This window comes from Arthrobacter sp. StoSoilB19, assembly GCF_019977275.1.
GTDB lineage: Bacteria > Actinomycetota > Actinomycetes > Actinomycetales > Micrococcaceae > Arthrobacter.
Genome location: NZ_AP024650.1, coordinates 620,575 through 640,862, shown reverse-complemented (window position 1 = coordinate 640,862; position 20,288 = coordinate 620,575). Strand labels below are relative to the sequence as shown.

The following is a 20,288-nucleotide window of genomic DNA, read 5'->3' as shown; positions in this document are numbered from 1 at the left end:
GCTGGACCCGGCCCCGGAGGGCCACGGCCGCCCCGGTAGAATGGGCAGGTGATGCAATCCCCCCTTCCCGTGCGCGACGGCGTGAACGCCACCCGCCTGCGCCTTCCGGAAGAGGGTCCGTGGGACACGGCAATGGACTACATGATGCACCGCTGGGGACATATCGATCCGCAGGGCATCGAGGACAGGTTCGACGCCGGCGAGATCGTTGGCGAGGGCGGCGTCCCTTTGGACCGCGCCACTCCGCTGCAGGACCACACCTTCATCTGGTACTACCGCACGCTGCCGCCGGAGACGCGGCTGCCCGTGGAAATCAGCATCCTCCACCAGGACAACCACCTACTGGTGGTGGACAAGCCGCACTTCCTGCCCACCACCCCGGGCGGCACGTACATCCAGGAGTCGGCCCTGGTGCGCCTGCGCAACCAGTTGGACCTGCCGGACCTGATCCCCATGCACCGGCTGGACCGGATGACCGCCGGCGTCCTGCTCTTCTCCACCAACCCGAAGACCCGCGGCAGGTACCAGGTGCTTTTTGAGAAGCGGCAGGTGCAGAAGGAATACGAGTGCGTCTCGGCCGCCGAGCCCGCGCAGGGGTACCCCGCCGTCGACTTTCCCGTAGTGGTGCGCAACCGGATGACCAAGTCCCGCAGCTACCTGCTGGCGGAGGTCATCGACGGCGAGCCGAACGCGGAAACCAGGATTGAGCGGCTGGAAACGTTCGACGGCGGCCCGGCGGCGGTTGCCGCGGGCACCGGTGCCGGCGGCAGGCCGCGCCTGGCCAGGTACCGGCTGGAACCGCACACCGGAAAGACCCACCAGCTGCGGGTGCACATGGCCTCTCTGGGGCTGGGGATCGTGAACGACGCCTTCTACCCGGACCTGCTGGACAAAGCCCCGGACGACTACGCCAGACCGCTGCAGCTGCTGGCACGCGGCATACGGTTCGTGGATCCGATCTCCGGCCGGCCGGTGGAGTACCGCAGCAGCCTGGAACTCAGCGAAGCGGCCCCAACACGTCCCTGAACACCGCCTCCACGTCTGCGGTGTGCAGCACGAACTCCACCAGTTCCAGGCCGCTTGCCGGATGCGAGGCCCGGAAACCATCAACGGCCTCCAGCGCCGCCTGCGCCACCGCCGCAGCCGGCCACCCATAGGCTCCGGCCCCCACGGCCGGGAAGGCAAGCTCCCCGGCTTCCAACCTGTCGGCCAGCCGCAGGCTTTCGCTGAAGCAGGACACCAGGAGCGCACGGTTGGTCTGTCCGGCGCGGCGGTTCGGTCCCACCGTATGGATCACCCAGCGGGCCGGCAGCCGGAACGCCGGCGTGGCCACGGCGGCCCCGGTCTGGAGGCCGTGCGGCAGCGCCGTGACACGCAGTTCCCGGCACGCTGCCAGCAATTCCGGCCCGGCGGCCCGGTGCAGCGCACCGTCCACTCCCCCGCCGCCCAGCAGCGAAGGGTCGGCGGCGTTCACCACCACGTCCACCCGCCGCTGCGTAATGTCGCCCTGCAGAACCGAGATCCGCATGCCGCCAGTTTCCCAAGTGCGGTACCTTGTGGCAATGGACTTCGGCGGCATTGACAGCTGGGGGGCGGCCCTTTATTTCTGGGTCATCCCGGTGGTGATCGGCGACGCCATTTTTCCGCCCATCCCGTCGGAGATGGTGGTGATTACCGGAGGCGCGCTGTCCGCCGACGGCCGGGCCAACGTGTTCCTGGTGCTTGTCCTGGCCGCCCTGGCCTCCTGGATGGGAGACATGGTGGTGTTCCAGCTCTTCCGGCGGCGGCTGAGCCATGTGCTGGACCGCTGGAAATGGGGCCGCCGCGTCCACGCCGGCATCCATGCCGGACTGGCCAAGGCGGGCCGTTCATCCACCTACGGCACCATCATCGGGGCCCGGTTCATCCCCGGCGGCAGGCTGGCCACATCGGCCGCCTCCGGGATCGCGAACGTCTCCGTGCGGGGCTTCAGCCTCTGCGCCGGGCTGGGGGCGGTCCTGTGGGCATGCTGGCTGGTGGGGCTGGGCTACTTCACCGGTTCGGCCACCAAGCTGCCGTTCTGGGCCAGCTCACTCATCGGCGTGGCCGTTGGCCTGGTGATCGGCGCCGTCGTGGGGATCATCGTCACCCGGCGGCGCGGTGACCGGTCGCCGGTGGAGGACGAGCCAATCCCCGACGCAGGCTAGACGGGCAGCCACTTGCCGCGGCTGCGCCGCAGCACGCTGAGCGAGCCTGTCAGCGCAACGCGTTCGACGGCGTCGCGCATCATGGCTGCCGACTCCACCGCCTGCCGGTTCTCGCCGCTGTACTCGCTGGCTTCGACGAGGAAGCGCAGGTTCAGCTGCGGCACGCCGCCGGCGAGCTGGAGCTGGTGCGCCTCCACGTGGTGGCGGGTGCCCAGCGCCTCCACGGCCGCGTCCATGACAGCCTCCGGCGGATTGCCCGGCCGCAGCCCGGTGATCTTGAGGCGGGTCTGGAAGGAAGGCATGCCTCCAACCCTATCCAAACCCCCGCTCACATCCTGCTCCTGGACCCGAAACGCCCGCCCACCTTCCGGGCGGGAGGTGGGCGGGCGTTCCATGGAAAGCCGCCAAACGTGAGCGGGCGTGTGCCTAGCCGGTGTTGCGGAGGCCCGCCGCCACGCCGTTGACGGTGATCAGCATGGCCCGCTGGAGGCGTTCGTCGATTTCCGCTCCGCTGATCCCGGCTTCGGTACGGATGCGGCGCAGGAGTTCCACCTGCAGGTAGCTGATGGGGTCCAGGTACTGGTCGCGGATTTCCAGCGAGCGCTTCAGCGTGGGCTGCGCGTCCAGGAGCAGGTTCTCGCCGGTCAGCTTCCGGACCTCGGCAACGGTGAGCTCATACTCGTCCCGGATGCTCCGGAACAGGTGGTGCAGCTCCTCCGGGACCAGGGTGGCCACGTAGTAGCCGGCGATGTCCATGTCCGTTTTGGCGAGCGTCATTTCCACGTTGGACAGCACCGAGCGGAAGAAGTGCCAGTGGTCCATCATCTCCACCAGCTGGGCGGAATGTCCGGCCTCGCGGGCGGCCTTGAGCCCGGAACCGACGCCGAACCAGCCGGGCACAATCTGGCGCGACTGGGTCCAGCCGAACACCCAGGGGATGGCGCGCAGGCCGCCGAGTCCGGCGCCGGAGTCGGGGCGCTTGGAGGGGCGGGAGCCGATGTTGAGGGAACCCAGCTGCTCCACCGGAGTGGAGGCCATGAAGTAGGCGGGCAGGTCCGGGTGGTCGATCAGCTTGCGGTAGCGGTCGAAGGCGGCGTCGGAAATAGTCTCCATGACGTGCCCGTAACGCTCCCGCTGGTCCGCCGAGGTCCGCGGATCGCGGTGCAGGGCCGAACCCTGCAGCACCGCGGCCAGGGACAGCTCCAGGTTTTCCCGGGCGAGTTCGGGCAGGGAGTACTTGTCGGAGATGACTTCGCCCTGCTCGGTGAACTTGATTTCGCCTTCCAGGACGCCGTTCGGCTGGGCAAGGATGGCGTCGTAGGTGGGCCCGCCGCCGCGGCCCACGGAGCCGCCGCGGCCGTGGAACAGGCGGACGCGCACCCCGTGCTTGGCGGCCACGTCGCGCAGTTTGCGCTGGGTCTTGTGGATCTCCCACTGGCTGGTCATCACGCCGGATTCCTTGTTGGAGTCCGAGTAGCCCAGCATCACTTCCTGGATGTCCCCGCGCAGCCGCACCAGTTCGCGGTAGGAGGGGTCGGACAGCAGCTGGTCCACGATCTCGGCCGAGGCGCGCAGCTCCTCGACGGTCTCCAGCAGCGGCGCGAAGCCGAGCTTGGCGTAGGGCTTGTCGCCAAAAAGGTTCACCAGGCCGGCTTCGCGGGCCAGCACGGCGGCGGCCAGGACGTCGTCGGCGCCGCGGGTCATGGAGATGATGTAGGTCTCGATGACGTCCGGGCCGTACATGCGCAGGGCCCGGCGGATCTCGCGGAAGACGTCATAGGTTCCGTCCGCGGCGCCGTCGAGCTTGATCGGGTGGCCGGACAGCGGGCGGCGGGAGGCCAGCTCGGAGCCCAGGACCTCGAAGCGTTCCTCGCGGCTCAGTTCGGCGTAGCGGAGCCCCGGGCCGCCGATCCGGTCCATCAGCTGCCCCACGGCGTCGTGGTGGTGGTCCGCGTGTTCGCGGATGTCCAGGGTGGCCAGGTGCAGGCCGAAGGAGGCGATGGCGCGGCGGACGCGGGCCAGGGACCCGTCCGCGGCCAGGGCGGCGGAATGGTTGCGCAGCGACAGTTCCAGCAGCTGCAGGTCTGCCATGAGTTCATCGGTTGCGTTGTAGTCGCGGCCGTGCTCGTGGTTGGAGTTTGCGGCCACCCGCTTGCCGGTGTTGATGAGCTTGGCCTTGATGCAGGTGAGTTTCAGCCGGTACGGCTCCTGGGCGTTCAGCTCCAGGACCCGCTTGTCCAGGCCGGGCAGCTTCTTCAGGTCCTCATCGATGGACTTCAGCAATGCCTCGTCCGCGCCTGCCAGTGCCGTGGAGTTGGACAGGATGGAAATCAGCTCATCGATCATGCCGATGCTGATCCGGATGGCGCTCTGGTTCTGGATCTGCAGGATTTCGCGGGTCACGGCGGCGGTGACATTCGGGTTGCCGTCGCGGTCGCCGCCGATCCAGGAGCCGAACCGGATGGGGGCGTCCTTGGACGCCAGGGTGACGCCGTGTTCGCCCAGGAGCTCGGAGAGCTCGGACAGCATCTCCGGCATGGCATCGGTGAGGATGCCGCCCAGGTAGTAGATGGCGTTCCGGGCCTCATCCACAGGGGTGGGCCGAACCTGGCGCAGCTCGTCGGTCTGCCACATCTGGTCAATGATCTCGGCCAGCTTCCGGTCCTGCCGGCGGCGTGCGGTGGACCCTTCGGCGGTGGGCTGGGCCAGGACGTCGGAGAGCTTGCGGATCTTGTCCAGGACGGAGCGGCGGGAGGCCTCGGTGGGGTGCGCCGTGAAAATGGGGCGCACGTCCAGCCCGTTGACCACTTCCTGCAGCACCCCGGGGCCGGCCTGGGTGGCGATCTCCGCCACGGTCTTGGCCAGCCAGCCGTCCTTCTCGGCCCGGGTCCGCAGGCCGCGAACGCGGTGGACCTGCTCGGCGGCGTTGGCCAGGTGGAAGTAGAACGCGAAGGCGCGCACCAGGTCGGTTGCCTGCTCGATGGGCAGGGATCCGAGCAGTTCACGGACCTGGGCAACGACGTCGTGCGCGCTCCAGGGGCCGGTGGCATGTGCACCGCCGCGGGCTGCTTCCTTGGATTCCTTGGTCAGGAGCCGGACCTGCTCCACCAGGTCCAGGAGTTCGGGTCCGTGCTGGCGGACCAGCGATTCCCCCAGAAGGGTGGAAACGCGGCGGACGTCCGCGCGCAGTTCGGAGGCGAGATCTGTTTCGGGCGCTGTTGCAGTGTGTGCCATTGAAGCAATCTTTCGAGGGTTATGGACTTGGCTCGTACACTGCGCTGGATACTGTGAGCCACGTTACTAGCTAAAGATGCTACCCCCGGTGCGGTGCAGCAGTGGAATCCGTCTCAAAAGATGTCGCGGTACCCCACATGGCGCTTCACGGCGTCCAGTTCCACGCGGAGCTGCTCCACCTCGCTGCGCCAGGCGGCATCGTCAGCCTTACGACGGCGGGCCCTCCCCGCCTGAACGGCGGCGGCCGCCAGCCCCACCGGCACCGAAACGGCCAGGGCCCAGCCGGCGGCTGCGAAGAAGTCCAGGGCCACAGGCAGCGCAGCGCGGAAGTCGATGAAGTCGTTGACCCCGCCGGCCATGCCCGCCAGGGCCCCGTCAAGCGGCTCCAGGAACCGGCCCACCACCGGGGTCCCGGAAAGCGGCGGCGGAACGAGCTTGGCTTGCGCGTCCCCGCCCCAGCGCCCGTCCGCCAGGTGGTTCAGGACGTAGATGCCGGCGCCAACATTGGCTGCCATGAAGACGACGACGGCGGCGAGCGCGGCGAGGTCGGCCCGCCTGCGTCGCCATGCCAGCACCATGGCGCCGGCAACCAGCGCCGCCAGCCACGTAAGCGCCGCCAGCCACTCCCGATTCACTCCGGCAAGGATGTCCACCCCTCCATTCAACCCCGGCGGACCACCGTGCAGCTGGAATCCGGGATGCCCAGCGGGTTGCCGGCGTCCGTCCGGCGGAATGAACCGTCCATGCCTGCGGTTGTAGCGGGGGCAACGCAACCGGAAGGAACCATGGCCACCACCCCAGCCACCCCCGCTAACGCCCCCGCCGCCATTCCCGCCGCCAAGGTCGAGCGCTGGCAGCGCTTCCGCACCAACCGGGACAAAGCCCTGGCAGCGCCGCACGGCTGGCTCACCCTCACCTCGTTCCAGTGGCTCGAAGACGCCCCCGCCGCCGTCGACCTGGCCCCGGGCCTGTGGTCCACGGACCCCGGAGGCACCGCGGCGTTCCTCACCGCTGCTCCGCCGGACGGGCTCACGCTGGTGGAGACGGGGGAAAAGGTGGACGGCACGGTGTCCGCCGTCCTGGCGGACGAGGAGTCGCTGATGTGGGTGCAGTTCGGCGGCCCCAATGGGGACCAGGTGGTGGTGGAACTGGCCATGCGCGGCGGGCGGTACGCCATCCGCACCCGGGACTCTGCATCTCCGGCCTTCACCGGGTTTGACGGCGTCCCCACCTACCCGTACAACCCGGACTGGGAGGTGGCGGGCCGGTTTGAGCCCTACCCGGCCCCGGTGGACGTGCCGATCAGCACCGCGAACCCCCTGGTGGACGGCGTGCACCGCAGCGTGGGGGAAGTGGTGTTCAGGCTGCCCGGCAGCAACCATGAGTTCCGGCTCCAGGCGGAGGAAGAGAAGCTCGGCGCCCTGACCGTCACGTTCCATGACGAGACCAACGGCGACACCACTGACGAATGGCGGAAACTCTCCATGCCCAGGCCCCGGCACGATGCCTCGGGCAGGGCGACCGTGGTGCTGGACTTCAACCGGGCCATCAACTACCCCAGCGCCTTCACGCCCTACGGCACCTGCCCCATGCCGGTGAGGAACAACAGCCTGGACATCCGGGTGGAGGCAGGCGAGAAGCAGCCGTACCCTGCCTAGGAGATGGCGGAGATCCCGGTGATGGCCCGGCCCACGATCAGGGTGTTCACCTCGAACGATCCCTCGTAGGTGTAGATGGCCTCGGCGTCGGCGAAGATCTTGGCCATCCGGTAATCGGTGACGATGCCGTTTCCGCCCAGGATGGAACGGCCCAGCGCCACGGTTTCCCGCATCCTGGCACTCAGGTAGGACTTGGCCAGCGCCACCTGCGGCATGTCGGCAGCACCCTGGTCCTGCAGCCTGGCGATTCCGGCCATCATGGCCATGCTGGCCACGGCGTTGCCCAGCATGGTCACCAGCTGCTGCTGGATCAGCTGGAAGTGTGCCAGCGGGCGGCCGAACTGCTCGCGTTCCACGGCGTACTGCCGGGCGACGTCGAACGCCGCCAGCTGCTGGCCCACCGTCTGCCAGGCCACCATGATCCGTGAGCTGCGCAGCAGTTCCTTGGTGTCCTCGAAGCTGCTGATCCCGCTGAAGCGGTCCGCCTCCGGTACCCGGACCTCCCGGAACACGATGTCCGCGTTCTGGACAGTGCGCAGCGCGATCTTGTTCTCGATCCTGCTCCGGCTTACCCCCGGCAGGGTGGCGTCCACGACGAAGCCCCGCACGGAACCGTCCCCCTCGTCCCGTGCCCACACCAGCATGTAGTCGCAGAATGTCCCGTTGCCGATCCACCGCTTGGCGCCGTTGAGCACCCAGGTGTCGCCGCCGCCGTCCGGCTCCCCGGTGCTGGACGATATCCGCCGTGCCCGCGTCTCCATGCCGCCCGCCACGTCGGACCCGTGCAGGGGTTCGGTGAGGGCGAAGGCGCCCGTGGTGCGCAGCTCCGAGGCGTCAGCCAGCAGCCGCTGCTTCTGGTCCTCGCTGCCGAAGGTGTGCAGGGACTCAACGAAGAGATCGTGGTGGACCAGGAAGAAGGTGGCGATGGAGGTGTCCACCCGGGTCATCTCCGCAATGACCAGCCCGGCGAACAGGTGGCTGTAGCCGCGGTGGGCGGGCGTGCTCAGTTCCAGCGCAGCCAGCTTGGGCAGGATGTGGGCGGGGAACTCGGCCTTGTTCCACCAGTCCCCGGCGTACGGCGCCACTTCGGCGGCCAAAAAGTCCCGCAGCTCGGCCAGCTTGTTCCTCTCGGCCTGGCCCAGCAGGGATTCGACGGCGAAGAAGTCCGCCGCGGGCAGCTGTGACACGTCAGGCGCGCTCATTTCGGCCCCATCCGGATGGCACCGTCAAGGCGGATGGTTTCGCCGTTCAGCATGGCGTTGTCCACGATGTGCGCCACCAGGTTGGCGTACTCCGCCGGCTTGCCCAGCCGGGACGGGTGCGGAACCTGGGCGCCCAGCGAGTCCTGGGCCTCCCGGGGCAAGCCGGCCATCATGGGGGTCTCGAAGATTCCCGGCGCAATGGTGACCACGCGGACCAGCGAGCGCGCCAGCTCCCGCGCGATGGGCAGCGTCATGGCGGCCACCGCCCCCTTGGACGCGGAATATGCAGGCTGGCCGATCTGCCCTTCAAAGGCCGCCACGGAGGCGGTGTTGATGATGACGCCGCGCTCCGGGCCGCCCAGCGCGGTGACGGCGGGCTCGGTGGCCACCATCGCCTCGGCCGCCAGCCGCAGGACGTTGAAGGTGCCGATCAGGTTCACCTGGATGACACGGCTGAACGTTTCCAGCGGCAGCACGCCGTCGCGTCCCAGGACCTTTCCGGGGGTGGCGATCCCGGCGCAGTTCACCACGATCCGGAGCGGGCCCATCCCTGCGGCGGTCCCGACGGCGGCCCGCACGTCCGCCTCGCTGGTCACGTCAGCGGGGGCGAAGACGGCGGACTGGCCGGCTTCGGCCCGGCCGTTGAGTTCGTCCGCGGCTGCCTGCCCGTTGGAGGACGGGAGGTCAACGAGCACTACGGAGGCCCCGCCGTCGAACAACCTCCGCGCCGTGGCAGCTCCCAGCCCGGAGGCACCGCCTGTCACCAGTGCGACGCAGCCCTTGATGTCCATACATCCTCCTTGATGCGTGTCCCCATGCCGCGGCGCGGCCTCGAGCAACAGTTAATGAATGTTAACTGAAATGCGCCACCGCCGCACGCGCCCGGGCTGCGTGTGCCCCGTTAGGGTGGACGGCATGACCTCCAGCAGCACCTCCTTGACCGCCTGGCAGGACAGGGCGAACCACGCGGCCCGGTCGGTGACCACGCTGTTCGGCCGGAAACTGCTGTTGCTGCCCGGAACCCACCTGGGCGCCGTGCTGTGGCAGGGCAAGCACCCGGCGGGGCAGGACCAGCCTGCGGCGGAGCAGGGACAGGAGCCCGGCGGCCGGCGGCTGGGACGGTGGCTCGCGGCGCTCCGGCGCGTCCGGCCGGCCGCGGGCCTGGTCCTCCCGTGGCACTACTGGTGGCAGGCCCATTACGTGGACTGCCTGGTGGATACCGGCCGGCGGGAGCTGGGCGGCGGAGCCACCCCCGCGGCCCGGTTCAACGGCCCGGACCGGCCCATCGCCGGACGCCTGGCCTCGCGCCTGGTCACCGGCATCAGGCTGCGCAACGCCCTGACCTTCGTGAACAGCTACTACGACGACATGGCGTGGCTGGCGCTGGCAACGCTGAGGCTGGACGGGCTGGCTGAGGAGACACGGCGTCCCGGCCGCCGCCGCAACGCCACGGTCCGCGCATCGCTGACGCTGCAGTTCGACGCCGCATGCACCGATGACCTGGGCGGCGGCACGTTCTGGAGCAAGAAGCGGGACTTCAAGAACACCCCTGCCACGGCCCCCGTGGCGTTGTTCTACGCCCGCACCGGGCAGCGCGGCAAGGCGCAGGCGCTGCTGGACTGGCTGGACGCCACCCTCTTCGACCTGGACCAGGGCCTGTACCTGGACGGTGTGCGCCCGGACCCCGCCGGCGGCGTGGTGGTGGAACGCGCCGTGTACACCTACAACCAGGGTCCCGTGCTGGGGGCCCTCCTGGAACTGGGCGGCGACGCCAACCTCGCCCGGGCGGCAGCCCTGGTGGACGCGGTAAACATGAAGCTCACGGCCGTGGACAGCCCAGTGCTCCGGTGCGAAGGAACGGGCGACGGCGGCCTCTTCACCGGGATCCTCTGCCGCTACCTGGCGCTCGCGGCAGCCGACACCCGGCTGCCCGCGGCCACCCGTGCCACGGCTGCCCGGCTGGTGACGGACACCGCGGAGGCGTTCTGGTCCGGCCGGCGCTCCGTCGGCGCCGGGGAGGCCAGGGCACGGCTTGAAGGCACCAGCATCTTCTCCATCCATGCCGCCCACCCGGCCGCTGAGGCGTATCCCCCGGGCGCCGCCGTCGAGCTTTCCACGCAGCTGCAGGCGTGGATGACGCTGGAGGCTGCCGCGGCAGTCACCGCGGCAAGTCCCGACGGCAGCGCGCCAACCGCTGGCTAACGGATGCCGGCCAGGGGCGTGACGGTGCCGGCCCCAAGCAGCACCCCGCCGTCGGCTGCCAGGCGGGCCTCCCTGGGGCCGGCGGGCGGAAACACCAGGGAGGTCAGGGACTGCCCGCCGACGAAGACCTCGATCGATGAGCGGTCCACGTATGCCGTGAGGTGCACCGTGTCCCCCGTGGGCCGGACCTGGACGGAACGCGGCTGCCGGTACTCGGTGTCGGCTGCCGGGTCGGCGGCCTTCCGTTGGCCGCCTGCCACCGTGTCACCGTCGCGGGCCACATAGGCCCGCCCGGCAGTGAAGTCGTAGCCGATGGTGGCGTAGGTGCTCCCGCCGCTTTGCAGGAGCAGCCGGGCTTCACCGGTCCCGTTCCCGGGTTTCTCCAGTTCGACGTCGACCTTGAAGGCGCCGCCCTCGGGAACCGGGAGCGGCTGCCCGTCCCCGATGCTGCCGGCCTGCAGGTGCGCCGGGTCCCCCTCCAGCGACCGGAGCCCGGCGGTGGGCGATGACGCCAGCACCGGGCGGCCGCCCTCGGAGGTGAGGCTGATGTCCCGCACCACCGAGGCGGCCCCCTGCCAGTCCTTTGTGGGCAGCTGCCGGGCGTAGGCCCAGTTGTTCATCCAGCCGATGGCGTGCCGGGAGGCCTTCCGCCGGCCGTCGTCCAGGCGCGGATCCTCCCAGGTGACGGCCGCGTAGAAGTCCGGGCCGCCGTCGAGCCACTGATGGCTGCCCTCGGGGGTGAAGGCCTTGCCGTCAAAGCCGCCGGTCCAGTAGGCCAGCCCCGTGCTGCGGCCCTCGGCGGAGCCGTTGGCGCTCGCCGCCAGGACCCAGGTGCGCTTGGCGGGGTCGCCGTCGACATCCATCTGGAAGAAGTCCGGGCACTCCAGGATGCCCAGCCCGTCCTTCTCGAAACCCGACACATAGGTCCATTGCAACAGGTCCTTCGAGGTGTAAAAGCCGATCTTGGAACCCTCGGCAAGCAGCATCAGCCACTGGTTGTTGGCGTCGTCCCGGACGATGCGCGGATCCCGCCAGTGCTCGGCGCCGGGGTTCTCCATCACGGGGTTTTGCCCGTAGCTTTGGAAGCTGTAGCCCTTGTCCGTGGAGTAGAACAGGGACTGGCGCTGGACGCCGTCGTGCTGCTGGGTGAGGACGGCGACCACCGCCCCCTTGCCGAACCCGGCCGTCCCCTCGGTGTCCACCACCGCGGATCCGGTCTCGATGTCGCCCAGGCCATTGCGGAACTTCTGGATGGCTACGCCCTCGTTCTTCCAGTGCACCAAGTCCGTGCTGGTGGCGTGGAACCACTCGGTGCCGTTTCCGTCCGGGTAGTCAGCGTTGTAGAGGTAGTAATAGTGCCAGACGCCGTCCAGCAGGAAGGGCCGCTGGGCATCGTTCATCCAGCGCTGGTCCGGGCTGAGGTGGTAGGCGGGGCGGTAGCCGGGATCTGCAGCCGGAGAAGATTCCGTGGGTGCGGCCGTGGGCTGCCCGGCCGGCCGGCTGTCGTCACGCTGGGCATTTCCCACGAGCACCAGCGAACCGGCCAGGGCCAGGGCTGCAACCGCGGCCACCACGGACCACAGGAGGGGCCGCCGCCGAAGGGCTGCAAACGCGGTTCTGAAAAAGGTGGATGGCATGTTGTGTCGATCCGTCGCTGAACGCACAAGTGCCGTCCCCCGGGTTCGGGGAACGGCACCAGCGCAAGTGAACCGTCAATTTTACCGGCCCGGCGCCCGGGAACCGAATCCCGGAGCGTCATGAACTATTGCCGGTCCTGGCCGGCAGGGCGCTTCTTCTGCGGAAACGGGGTTTCGCCGCGGGCCAGCATCTCCACGAACCCCGCGATCCGGCGTTCCCGGGTGGCTGCCTGCTTGGCCGAATTGGTCCTGTACACCAGGGCGAACAGGTTGGTTTTAGTGAGGACGTCGAACATCGCCTGGGCCTCGGGGTTCGCGGCAATCGCGGCAGCCAGGTCTGCCGGAACCTTCACGTCGGCCTGCCCGCCGTACGCTGCGTCCCAGCGGCCGTCCGCCTTGGCCGCCTCCACCGCTGCCCTGCCGGCGTCGGTCATTTTCCCCTCCTCTTCCAGGCGCGCAACGTGCCCCACGTTCCGGGCGGACCAGACGCTCCGCGGACGCCGCGGCGTCATCCGCTGGAAGGAGCTTTCATCATCCCGGCGCCGCAGCTGCCCGTCGATCCAGCCAAAGCAGAGTGCCTCGTCCAGCGCCGCCGGGTAGTCCAGGCCGGTTACCGTGCCGCCCTTCTTGTGCAGGACCAGCCACACTCCCGGGCTGGTCCTGTGGTTTTCTTCCAGCCATGCACGCCAGGCGGCAGCGTCAGGTACCAGCAGTTCATCGAGGTCATCGGCCATGGCCCCATTCTGCCCGGAGAATCCCAGGCCACAAGCCCTGTGTGCGCCGGCGCTTCCGGTGGCATCATGGCCATACAGCAGCCGTCACCCACTGCCGCCCGTCAACCAGCATCAAGGACAATGCCATGCTCCGAGTCCGTCCCGTCCACTTCACGTCCCGCATCGAGCCCTGGAAGCAGTTCCTCACCGCCCTGGGAATGGTCCAGACAGAGGACGACGGCGGGTGGCAGGTCTTCGACTCCGCGTCAGGCCGCCTGGCTTTGCACGGCGCCGAGGCAGGGTCCGGCCAGGACGGCCGCACCGTGTTTGGGGTGGAAGTGGGCGACGTGGCGGAGTTCGCCCGCCGCACCAACCTGTCCGCCCAGGAGGGCGGACCGCAGGCGGACGGAACGCAAGAGGAACCAACGCAGCCGGCCGAACTCGTCGCAACGGACCACGGTGAGGCCTGCCGGGTCACCGCGCCGGACGGATTCAGCTTCCTGGCGGACAAGGCCGTCCACGGCGCCCAGTGCGCCGATGCCGATCCCGCACTGGCCGTCGCCGGCGTCTGGTACACCCCGGACCCGGAGGCAGCCATCCGCACCCTGCTGCACGCCGGCGCCCGTCCCCGGCCGGTGCCGGACAACGACGAAACCGCCGATTTCACGGCCAAGAACGGCGGCGTCCTCCTGGTGCGCCCGGCGTCGGGGCCCCCGCGCTCAGGCCTGGGCTTCGAATACGACGGCGGGCTGGAACCGTTGCGGGAGCGCCTCGCCGGTGCCGGTTTCCCGGCCAGCCTGACCGAGGAAGCCTTTGGGAGCACTCTTCACGTTGCCAATCCGGACGTGGGCAGCCCCAACGCGCCCGCCACGCTCTGGATCTCCCAGCACCGCCCCATGGGGTAGAACTTAACCATGAACGTGCGCACACCTGACCCGAATCCCGGCTGGCTCTCTGAAGAAGACCTCTTTGAGGCCCGCGGGCGGCTGCCCATGGTGTACGTGGAGGCCGTGCCGGTCAGGCTGGATCCGCTGGGATACGTCAACGAGGTGGGCACGCTGCTGCAGGCCGACGCCGACGGGACCATGGTGCGGTCCCTGGTCTCCGGCCGGGTCATCTACCGCGAAACCATCCGCGCCGCCCTGCTGCGGCACATGGAGAAGGACCTGGGCCCCCTGGCGTTTCCGCAGCTGCCGCTCAGCCCCGTGCCGTTCACGGTGGCCGAATACTTCCCGGCACCGTCCCAGACGGGGTTCACCGACGAGCGGCAACACGCCGTGTCCCTGGCCTACATCATCCCGGTCACGGGCGAGTGCGAACCCCGCCAGGACGCCCTGGAACTGACATGGATGACCCCCGAGGAAGTCCTCAGCCCGGGCGTCCAGATGGAGTTCGCAGGAGGCCGCGGCGGCCTCATCCGGCAGGCCCTGGCGTTCGCAGGTGTGGGCTTCTGACATCCGCGCCGGGACCTGGGGGTCCCCGGTTTTAGGCGCCCGCCTTTGTAGACTGTAGGGCGGACCGCAAGAGAACTTAAGGACTCCCATGACCGAATCACCAGCCGCCAGGCACCACCGTGAACAGCAGGCTGGATCTCTGACCACCGGCACCCACATCCTCCTTCCGGACGGCCACCGCACCGCCGAAATCGACCAGGTGGAGCTTGAGCGGGACGATTTCGGCTCCCCGGCACTGGTGCTGGCAAGCCTCTCCGGCGGCGGGACGCTGCGGGTCGCCATAGGTGCCACCGTCACCGTTGTGGACGGAACGCACGACGACGTCACCCAGCTGCCGCTGCCGGCTGACCTCCCGGAAGCCACACCGCCGGTGGAAACCGCCGGGACCGGGCCCATCACCGTGGCGCCCGCCGTCGTCGTACCTCCCCTGCCGCCGGTACCGCCCGCGGCGACCGGACCCAGCGAGGAGGAACTCGCCCTCATCCCGGCTCCGGCCGGCACCCCTGAGTCCGTGGTGGAAGCCGCCGCCGAGGCCCACCCGGATGCCGAGGGCGTCCTGCTCCTGGCCGACCGGCTCTCCAAGGGCGTCAACTTCAAGTCCGGAAGCTGCCTGAAGGACCTTACCGACCTGGCGCACGAATTGTTCATCACGCTCAAGGATGCCGACGGGGCTCTGGCCGTGGCTGACCTCCTCACCGTGCTGCCCTATGACGGGAACCCCGGCCGGTGGACCTCGGTGGAGGCCTCCCTCGCCCTGGCCAGCTACATCTGCCGGCAGGACGGCCAGGACGAACGCGCCGAGGTCTATGAGAAGCTGATCCGCACCCCGGAAAACCAGGAAACGGATGCGTTCAAGGCACGCATGGCCGCCAAGGTGCGGCAGCGCTCACTCAACGAACCCAACCTGTACGACAAGGAAATCTTCCGCTCCATCGACAACTCCAACCACGATGCCGAGCGTGAATGGCGGTTGCTGCGGCTGGAAAGCCTGCTGTTCCTGCGGGCCCACGGCGGCTCGGAAACCATCGGGATGCCCGAGCTGGAACGCCGGATCAGCAATGAGCTGGAGGCTGTCCGGTCCTGACCGCAGGACCGGCTTCGGGGCGGGGGAAATTACCCCTACCCGGGGCGTAGCCGGAGTTGTACATTCGGGGCTATGACCAACAATCTCAGCGTAGTGATCAACGCCGACGCGCCGCAGGTCTGGACCATGCTGCGTGAACCGTCCAAGGTAGCCCAGTGGCACGGCTGGCAGGCCGAGGACCTGGAGTCCGAGATCAAGGAGATCTACTTTTCCAGCGACGTGGAGGAATCCGCGGACCATACCAGCCTCACCGTCCACGGCGGGGACACGTTCGAGCTTCACCCGGTGGCCGGCGGAACCCGGGTCAGCGTCACCCGCGGGGCCATGGATCACGACTCCGAGTGGGCTGCCTGGGACGAGGACATCACCCAGGGCTGGCTGACCTTCCTGCAGCAGCTCCGCTTTGCCCTGGAACGCCACCCGCACGGCAAGCGGCACACCCTGTTCCTGCACCTGACAGAGGGGAAGGGCTCCGCGATCGAGAAACTGGGGCTGGCCGACCTCCCTGCCCCGGGCGAGCCGTACCAAATCACCTTGGATACCGGAGAGGAAATCAGCGGCAAGGTCTGGTACCGGACCAGCCACCAGGTGGGACTCACCGTGCACGGCTACGCAGAGCATGGCGAGGGGCTGCTGGTGGTGGCCGACCATCCCGCCATCAAGGACGTCCGGGCAGAGGGTGAAGGGTCGCTGGTCATCGCCTCCACCTACGACCTGGGCGCCGGCAAGGTTGACGCCATCCGGTCCGCCTGGGATACGTGGCGCTCCAGGAACTACCCGGACTCGGAACCGGTCAGCTGACGGCGCCGGCTGGTTTATTGGGGCAGCGCCAATTGCTGGCACACTGGTACCGTGCCTGCCGATCCCGCCTTTGCCCTGCCTGATACCCGGTCACAGTTTTCCTTCACAGTGGGCACCCGCCTGGCGGAGACCTGTCCGCCCGCTGCCGCCCGGACGGCTGAAAACGGCGGGGAGTTCCTGGGCCGCACCGGCACCATCACCACGCCGCACGGTGAAATCCAGACGCCGGCGTTCATCGCCGTCGGGACCAAAGCCACGGTGAAGTCCGTACTGCCGGAATCCATGGCAGACCTGGGCGCCCAGGCGCTGCTGGCCAACGCCTACCACCTTTACCTGCAGCCGGGGCCGGACATCCTGGACGAGGCCGGCGGCCTGGGTGCCTTCATGAACTGGCCGGGCCCCACCTTCACGGACTCCGGCGGATTCCAGGTGATGAGCCTGGGCTCCGGGTTCAAGAAGGTCATCGACATGAAGACTGTGGCCGCCGCGGGCGCGCCCGGACCGGACGATGCCGTGGCCCCCGGCAAGGAACGCCTGGCCCACATCGACGACGATGGCGTCTGGTTCAAGAGCCACCTCAACGGGGACCGCCACCGGTTCTCCCCCGAGATCTCCATGCAGGTCCAGCACCAGATCGGGGCGGACATCATGTTCGCGTTCGACGAGCTCACCACGCTGCAGAACTCACGCGGTTACCAGGAGGAGTCGCTGGAGCGCACGCGCCTATGGGCGGAGCGGTGCCTCGAGGAGCACTTCCGCCTCACGGAGGCACGGGCCGGCAAGCCCTACCAGGCCCTGTTCGGCGTGATCCAGGGCGCCCAGTACGAGGACCTTCGCCGGAAGGCCTGCCGGGACCTGGGTGCCATGCCGTTCGACGGGTTCGGGATCGGCGGGGCGTTGGAGAAGGAGAACCTGGGCACCATCGTGCGGTGGTGCAACGAGGAACTGCCGGAGGACAAGCCACGCCACCTGCTGGGGATCTCCGAGCCGGATGACATTTTCACGGCCATCGAAAACGGTGCCGACACCTTCGACTGCGTCTCCCCCACCCGGGTGGCCCGGAATTCCGCGTTCTACACCCCGGACGGCCGGTTCAATCTCTCGGGCGCCAAGTACAAGCGCGATTTCGGGCCGCTGCAGGAAGGCTGCGACTGCTACGCCTGCGCCAACTACTCGCGGGCGTACATCCACCACCTGTTCAAGGCCAAGGAGATGCTGTCCGCCACCCTGATCTCCATCCACAACGAGCGGTTCGTGGTGAAGATGGTGGATGACGCCCGGCTGGCCATCGAGTCCGGCACCTTCTTCGATTTCAAGGCGGAAACCCTGGGCCGGTATTACTCCTAGGCACGTCCGCTAGGCTGGCCGGATGCTCATTCATATCCCTGCCGCGGAAGGTACTGCAGAGGCCTTGGTGGCCCGCCCGTCCACCGGAACCGGTCCTTTTCCCGGCGTCATCCTTTACATGGACGCCTTCGGCCTGCGCCCCCGCATCCAGGAGATGGCCCAGCGCATCGCCGACTGGGGCTATGTGGTGCTGGCCCCCAACGTTTTCTACCGGGACGGAACGGCCGCCGAACTCGCCCCCGCCACGGACATGACCACCCAGCAAGGCCGGGAAGCGGCGGGCAGGGCCGCCTTCCCGCGGATTGGCCGCCTGACTCCTGACAAGGCGCTGCCGGACATCGACGCGTGGATTTCGGCGCTGGCGGCACTGGACGGCGTCGCCCCCGGCCCCATCGGCACCGTGGGCTACTGCATGGGCGCCCGGCTGGCTGTGCGCACCACCACCTCCCACCCTGAAGTGGTGGCTGCCTGCGGCGGCTTCCACGCCGGCGGACTGGCCACTGACGAGCCGGACAGCCCGCACCTTGGGCTCGGGAAGGCGCGGGCCCGGTTCGTGTTCGGCCACGCGGACCATGACCGGAGCATGGCTCCCGACGCCGTCGCCCGGCTGGGCAAGGCGCTCCAGGCTGCGGGGCTCGAGGCGTCCAACGTCATCTATGAAGGGGCGCCCCACGGGTACACGATGGCGGACACGTCGGCCTTCCACCCTGATGCCACCGAACGCCATTTCCGTGAGCTGCGTGCCCTCCTGGACGGGACACTGAAGGGCTGACCCGGCCGGCCGCCGTCGAACTCGCCGGAAAGCTGCCGGATCGCCGGAACGTTGCGGCGAGCCGGACGGGTTCCGGCGACCCCGGGAGGCAGGACGGTCCTGGCAGGTTTTCCACATGACGACGGCGGCGCCTTCCTGAACTGTCGCAGCGGCAGGATCCTGTCGGGATGACACCCCAGCCGCCAGTCCGCCTCCCCTCCCTTCCGAGCACCGGCAACCTGTGGCGGACGGGGCAGTTGCACGAGAGGGGCCTCAATTCCCGGGCCATCAAGGCATTGGTCCTCCACGGGAAGCTGGTACGTCTTCGCCACGGCTGCTACATCCGCGCTGAGCTGTGGGAGAAGCAGACGAGTCCCGTCCGCAGCAAGCAGTTGATTCGCGCCCACGCGCACGGGACGCTGACCAGGTCTGCGGGCGGCTATGTGTACAGCCATACCTCTGCCGCCCGGCTGCACGGTCTGCACTTGTGGGCAGTCGATGACACGATCCACCTTCTGCTGCCGGGGAACCCTTCCAGCGAGCGGCTCGGCAAGGATGTCCGGGGCCATACCCGGCCGTGGACAGCGTCGGAGGTGGTAACCCTCGGCGGCCTCAAAGCGACCTCGCTGGAGCGGACGGTAGTGGATTGCGCCATGATGCTGGGTTACCGGCAGGCCCTGGTGCTCACCGATCACGCCCTCCGGCTTGGGGCCGACAAAGCCCTCCTGAAAAGCATGGCCGAGGGCCTGGAGGGACGCCGCGGGGTCCGGACCCTCCGGCGCGCCCTTACCCACGCTGATCCACGTTCGGAGTCAGCTGGTGAAACACTAACCCGCGAACTCCTGACGCGGCTGAGACTTCCCCTGCCGGAGCCTCAAGTGTTGGTGGCAACACGTGCTGGCCGGTACCGGCTGGATTTCGCCTGGAAGGATAAGAAGGTGGCACTCGAATTCGACGGGAAAACGAAGTACTTCGACTATGGGCCAACGGCTGAGGTGCTGTTTCAGGAGCGGCAGCGGGAGAAGGCCCTCACCGAGAATGGCTGGACTTTCCTTCGCCTGACATGGGCCGACCTTTTCCGTGAACATGAGTTCAAAGCCCGTGTCCTTGCTGCGCTTGGGCGGTAGCCACGCCGCCGGCCGGAGCGCCAAATCGCCGGAACGGGACCAGGCCGCCGGTAATTTCCGGCGATCCGGCAGCTTTCCGGCGATCCCACGCGATCAGCAGTTGGAACGTACGACGCCGGGCGGCAGCTATGCGGCGTTTGTCACCGCTTCCGCGGCGTGGCCCGCGACGCCGTAACTGGGCTCGCGACGCTTGACCCAGTTGATGACCAGCGAGGTCACGGGGACGAAGAGGAACTCCACCACGGTCTTGTAGACGAAACCCACCAGCACGTAGTTCACGAAGCTGCCGGGGTCGGCGATGCCGATGACGGGTGCGGCGATGCTGCAGAAGATCAGCGTGTCCACAAACTCCCCGGCGCCCGAGGATCCCATGAGCCGCGCCCATAGGGACTTCTCCCCGGTGCGGGCCTTCATCCGGACCAGGATCCAGGAATTGATGGTCTGCCCCGCCAGGAATGCCAGCAGGGAGGCCAGGACGATTTGTGGCACGGGGCCAAGCGCCCCTTCCAGGGCGGACTGCTTGGCGGCACCGTACTCGTCGTCGAATCCGGGGAGCGCAATGACTACCCAGTAGCAGAGGGAAGCGAAGACGGACAGCGCAAATGTGGTGAAAATGGCTTTGCGGGCCACCTTGAAGCCGTAGACCTCACTGATCACGTCGCCGAGGATGTAAGCCAGCGGGAAGAGGAAGAAGCCGCCGTCGGTGACGATGGGGCCGAATGCCACCCCCTTGGACGCTCCGATGTTTGACAGGATCAGCACCACTGCCATGGCTGCCAGCATGATCCCGAAGTAGGGCGAACCGATTTCCGCGAATCTGGCGGCGGGACCTGCGGCAGTGGGTTGGACGGTTTGGGGCAGGGCACTGTGGCCGGGGGCGGAGGTCATCGAG

At 68.5% G+C, this 20,288-nt stretch carries 21 protein-coding genes; 11 read left to right on the top strand and 10 right to left on the bottom strand.

What is annotated here, in order from left to right; translation table 11 throughout:
* Nucleotides 1–51: 51 nt before the first annotated feature.
* Nucleotides 52–1,026, top strand: coding sequence for an RluA family pseudouridine synthase (locus LDO86_RS03115; protein ID WP_018770841.1), 975 nt, complete (start codon nucleotides 52–54; stop codon nucleotides 1,024–1,026).
* Here the strand turns inward: LDO86_RS03115 and LDO86_RS03110 are convergent.
* Complete coding sequence (locus LDO86_RS03110; protein WP_018770840.1) at nucleotides 998–1,528, bottom strand: O-acetyl-ADP-ribose deacetylase; 531 nt, start codon at nucleotides 1,526–1,528, stop codon at nucleotides 998–1,000. The genes LDO86_RS03115 and LDO86_RS03110 overlap by 29 nt on opposite strands.
* Nucleotides 1,529–1,562: 34 nt before the next feature.
* Between LDO86_RS03110 and LDO86_RS03105 the strand changes: the two genes are divergently transcribed.
* Entirely contained in the window at nucleotides 1,563–2,186 is a 624-nt protein-coding gene (locus LDO86_RS03105; protein WP_043425249.1) for a VTT domain-containing protein, read from the top strand.
* Here the strand turns inward: LDO86_RS03105 and LDO86_RS03100 are convergent.
* The 4 genes from LDO86_RS03100 to LDO86_RS20175 all read right to left on the bottom strand — a co-directional run bounded on the left by LDO86_RS03100 (nucleotide 2,183) and on the right by LDO86_RS20175 (nucleotide 6,207).
* On the bottom strand, nucleotides 2,183–2,488 hold the full coding sequence (locus tag LDO86_RS03100) for a hypothetical protein (RefSeq protein ID WP_018770838.1): 306 nt from the start codon (nucleotides 2,486–2,488) through the stop codon (nucleotides 2,183–2,185). The genes LDO86_RS03105 and LDO86_RS03100 overlap by 4 nt on opposite strands.
* A 124-nt stretch (nucleotides 2,489–2,612) precedes the next feature.
* On the bottom strand, nucleotides 2,613–5,420 hold the full coding sequence (ppc, locus tag LDO86_RS03095; RefSeq protein WP_018770837.1) for a phosphoenolpyruvate carboxylase: 2,808 nt from the start codon (nucleotides 5,418–5,420) through the stop codon (nucleotides 2,613–2,615).
* A 113-nt stretch (nucleotides 5,421–5,533) separates the two neighbouring features.
* Nucleotides 5,534–6,073: a hypothetical protein gene (locus LDO86_RS03090; RefSeq protein ID WP_018770836.1), complete on the bottom strand. Its 540-nt coding sequence runs from the start codon at nucleotides 6,071–6,073 to the stop codon at nucleotides 5,534–5,536.
* A gap of 8 nt (nucleotides 6,074–6,081) precedes the next feature.
* Nucleotides 6,082–6,207 carry a hypothetical protein gene (locus LDO86_RS20175; RefSeq protein ID WP_263422042.1) on the bottom strand — a complete coding sequence of 42 codons (126 nt, stop codon included), beginning with the start codon at nucleotides 6,205–6,207 and terminating at the stop codon, nucleotides 6,082–6,084.
* Between LDO86_RS20175 and LDO86_RS03085 the strand changes: the two genes are divergently transcribed.
* A complete protein-coding gene (locus tag LDO86_RS03085; protein ID WP_018770834.1) occupies nucleotides 6,206–7,078 on the top strand; it encodes a DUF1684 domain-containing protein in 873 nt (290 codons plus the stop codon). The genes LDO86_RS20175 and LDO86_RS03085 overlap by 2 nt on opposite strands.
* On the opposite strand, the gene LDO86_RS03080 is transcribed toward LDO86_RS03085, so the two are convergent.
* Both LDO86_RS03080 and LDO86_RS03075 read right to left on the bottom strand, forming a co-directional pair.
* Nucleotides 7,075–8,280: an acyl-CoA dehydrogenase family protein gene (locus tag LDO86_RS03080; RefSeq protein ID WP_018770833.1), complete on the bottom strand. Its 1,206-nt coding sequence runs from the start codon at nucleotides 8,278–8,280 to the stop codon at nucleotides 7,075–7,077. The two genes, LDO86_RS03085 and LDO86_RS03080, sit on opposite strands and share 4 nt — an antisense overlap.
* Nucleotides 8,277–9,071, bottom strand: a complete 795-nt coding sequence (locus tag LDO86_RS03075) for an SDR family NAD(P)-dependent oxidoreductase (protein ID WP_018770832.1) — start codon at nucleotides 9,069–9,071, stop codon at nucleotides 8,277–8,279. The genes LDO86_RS03080 and LDO86_RS03075 overlap by 4 nt, the downstream gene beginning before the upstream one ends.
* Before the next feature lie 124 nt (nucleotides 9,072–9,195).
* On the opposite strand from LDO86_RS03075, the gene LDO86_RS03070 reads away from it, so the two are divergent.
* Nucleotides 9,196–10,482: a glycoside hydrolase family 76 protein gene (locus LDO86_RS03070; protein ID WP_018770831.1), complete on the top strand. Its 1,287-nt coding sequence runs from the start codon at nucleotides 9,196–9,198 to the stop codon at nucleotides 10,480–10,482.
* On the opposite strand, the gene LDO86_RS03065 is transcribed toward LDO86_RS03070, so the two are convergent.
* Nucleotides 10,479–12,119 (bottom strand): glycoside hydrolase family 32 protein, encoded by a 1,641-nt coding sequence (locus tag LDO86_RS03065; protein WP_018770830.1) that lies wholly within the window; start codon nucleotides 12,117–12,119, stop codon nucleotides 10,479–10,481. The two genes, LDO86_RS03070 and LDO86_RS03065, sit on opposite strands and share 4 nt — an antisense overlap.
* Before the next feature lie 125 nt (nucleotides 12,120–12,244).
* A complete protein-coding gene (locus tag LDO86_RS03060; RefSeq protein WP_018770829.1) occupies nucleotides 12,245–12,853 on the bottom strand; it encodes a YdeI/OmpD-associated family protein in 609 nt (202 codons plus the stop codon).
* 125 nt (nucleotides 12,854–12,978) lie between these two features.
* Between LDO86_RS03060 and LDO86_RS03055 the strand changes: the two genes are divergently transcribed.
* The 7 genes from LDO86_RS03055 to LDO86_RS03025 all read left to right on the top strand — a co-directional run bounded on the left by LDO86_RS03055 (nucleotide 12,979) and on the right by LDO86_RS03025 (nucleotide 19,396).
* On the top strand, nucleotides 12,979–13,737 hold the full coding sequence (locus LDO86_RS03055; protein WP_018770828.1) for a hypothetical protein: 759 nt from the start codon (nucleotides 12,979–12,981) through the stop codon (nucleotides 13,735–13,737).
* 9 nt (nucleotides 13,738–13,746) lie between these two features.
* A complete protein-coding gene (locus LDO86_RS03050) occupies nucleotides 13,747–14,286 on the top strand; it encodes an NUDIX hydrolase family protein (RefSeq protein WP_018770827.1) in 540 nt (179 codons plus the stop codon).
* Nucleotides 14,287–14,374: 88 nt separating this feature from the next.
* Entirely contained in the window at nucleotides 14,375–15,370 is a 996-nt protein-coding gene (locus LDO86_RS03045) for a DUF6707 family protein (protein ID WP_018770826.1), read from the top strand.
* A 72-nt stretch (nucleotides 15,371–15,442) separates the two neighbouring features.
* Nucleotides 15,443–16,171, top strand: a complete 729-nt coding sequence (locus LDO86_RS03040; RefSeq protein ID WP_018770825.1) for an SRPBCC domain-containing protein — start codon at nucleotides 15,443–15,445, stop codon at nucleotides 16,169–16,171.
* Nucleotides 16,172–16,222: 51 nt separating this feature from the next.
* The gene (tgt, locus tag LDO86_RS03035) at nucleotides 16,223–17,518 is read left to right on the top strand and encodes a tRNA guanosine(34) transglycosylase Tgt (RefSeq protein ID WP_018770824.1); all 1,296 of its coding nucleotides are present in this window, start codon (nucleotides 16,223–16,225) and stop codon (nucleotides 17,516–17,518) included.
* 22 nt (nucleotides 17,519–17,540) lie between these two features.
* A complete protein-coding gene (locus LDO86_RS03030) occupies nucleotides 17,541–18,290 on the top strand; it encodes a dienelactone hydrolase family protein (RefSeq protein WP_018770823.1) in 750 nt (249 codons plus the stop codon).
* Nucleotides 18,291–18,457: 167 nt separating this feature from the next.
* A complete protein-coding gene (locus LDO86_RS03025; RefSeq protein WP_018770822.1) occupies nucleotides 18,458–19,396 on the top strand; it encodes a type IV toxin-antitoxin system AbiEi family antitoxin domain-containing protein in 939 nt (312 codons plus the stop codon).
* A gap of 126 nt (nucleotides 19,397–19,522) precedes the next feature.
* On the opposite strand, the gene LDO86_RS03020 is transcribed toward LDO86_RS03025, so the two are convergent.
* A complete protein-coding gene (locus tag LDO86_RS03020) occupies nucleotides 19,523–20,284 on the bottom strand; it encodes a queuosine precursor transporter (RefSeq protein WP_224084267.1) in 762 nt (253 codons plus the stop codon).
* Nucleotides 20,285–20,288: the final 4 nt, after the last annotated feature.

Coding starts and splice junctions, on each gene's coding strand:
- LDO86_RS03050 (WP_018770827.1), top strand. CDS start 13,747: ATGAACGTGCGCACACCTGACCCGAATCCCGGCTGGCTCTCTGAAGAA.
- LDO86_RS03115 (WP_018770841.1), top strand. CDS start 52: ATGCAATCCCCCCTTCCCGTGCGCGACGGCGTGAACGCCACCCGCCTG.
- LDO86_RS03100 (WP_018770838.1), bottom strand. CDS start 2,488: ATGCCTTCCTTCCAGACCCGCCTCAAGATCACCGGGCTGCGGCCGGGC.
- LDO86_RS03025 (WP_018770822.1), top strand. CDS start 18,458: ATGACACCCCAGCCGCCAGTCCGCCTCCCCTCCCTTCCGAGCACCGGC.
- LDO86_RS03020 (WP_224084267.1), bottom strand. CDS start 20,284: ATGACCTCCGCCCCCGGCCACAGTGCCCTGCCCCAAACCGTCCAACCC.
- LDO86_RS03065 (WP_018770830.1), bottom strand. CDS start 12,119: ATGCCATCCACCTTTTTCAGAACCGCGTTTGCAGCCCTTCGGCGGCGG.
- LDO86_RS03105 (WP_043425249.1), top strand. CDS start 1,563: ATGGACTTCGGCGGCATTGACAGCTGGGGGGCGGCCCTTTATTTCTGG.
- LDO86_RS03055 (WP_018770828.1), top strand. CDS start 12,979: ATGCTCCGAGTCCGTCCCGTCCACTTCACGTCCCGCATCGAGCCCTGG.
- LDO86_RS03110 (WP_018770840.1), bottom strand. CDS start 1,528: ATGCGGATCTCGGTTCTGCAGGGCGACATTACGCAGCGGCGGGTGGAC.
- ppc (WP_018770837.1), bottom strand. CDS start 5,420: ATGGCACACACTGCAACAGCGCCCGAAACAGATCTCGCCTCCGAACTG.
- LDO86_RS03030 (WP_018770823.1), top strand. CDS start 17,541: ATGCTCATTCATATCCCTGCCGCGGAAGGTACTGCAGAGGCCTTGGTG.
- LDO86_RS03045 (WP_018770826.1), top strand. CDS start 14,375: ATGACCGAATCACCAGCCGCCAGGCACCACCGTGAACAGCAGGCTGGA.
- LDO86_RS03085 (WP_018770834.1), top strand. CDS start 6,206: ATGGCCACCACCCCAGCCACCCCCGCTAACGCCCCCGCCGCCATTCCC.
- LDO86_RS03040 (WP_018770825.1), top strand. CDS start 15,443: ATGACCAACAATCTCAGCGTAGTGATCAACGCCGACGCGCCGCAGGTC.
- LDO86_RS03060 (WP_018770829.1), bottom strand. CDS start 12,853: ATGGCCGATGACCTCGATGAACTGCTGGTACCTGACGCTGCCGCCTGG.
- LDO86_RS03080 (WP_018770833.1), bottom strand. CDS start 8,280: ATGAGCGCGCCTGACGTGTCACAGCTGCCCGCGGCGGACTTCTTCGCC.
- LDO86_RS03070 (WP_018770831.1), top strand. CDS start 9,196: ATGACCTCCAGCAGCACCTCCTTGACCGCCTGGCAGGACAGGGCGAAC.
- LDO86_RS20175 (WP_263422042.1), bottom strand. CDS start 6,207: ATGGTTCCTTCCGGTTGCGTTGCCCCCGCTACAACCGCAGGCATGGAC.
- LDO86_RS03075 (WP_018770832.1), bottom strand. CDS start 9,071: ATGGACATCAAGGGCTGCGTCGCACTGGTGACAGGCGGTGCCTCCGGG.